Source organism: Bradyrhizobium cosmicum, from assembly GCF_032290525.1.
Lineage (GTDB): Bacteria > Pseudomonadota > Alphaproteobacteria > Rhizobiales > Xanthobacteraceae > Bradyrhizobium > Bradyrhizobium cosmicum_A.
Genome location: NZ_JASXTA010000146.1, coordinates 1 through 288, shown reverse-complemented (window position 1 = coordinate 288; position 288 = coordinate 1). Strand labels below are relative to the sequence as shown.

The following is a 288-nucleotide window of genomic DNA, read 5'->3' as shown; positions in this document are numbered from 1 at the left end:
GTTCTAGGATGGTCTTGCCCTTGTCGCTCTTCAGAAAGGCATTCACCGCCCTGTTGACCTTCATCACGATCTCAGGCGGTGTACCGGTTGGAGCCACGATTGCATACCATGCGGTCGCCTCGAAGCCCTTGAATCCCGCTTCCTGCACGGTCGGTACATCGGGCAGTTGCGCGACGCGCCGGCTCGTTGTCACTGCAAGCGCGCGGATCTTGCGCTCGGCTAGCAGCGGCAGATAGGTCGGCATGAAATCCATGGCGACGTTGACTTGTCCGCCCAGCAGGTCCGTGA

General features: G+C 60.4%; 1 protein-coding gene. It reads right to left on the bottom strand.

All coding sequences use genetic code 11. The features are described from left to right. Window positions 1–288, bottom strand: a 288-nt coding sequence (locus tag QSV46_RS39420; RefSeq protein WP_314964051.1) for a tripartite tricarboxylate transporter substrate-binding protein, incomplete at both ends; no start/stop codon positions are given.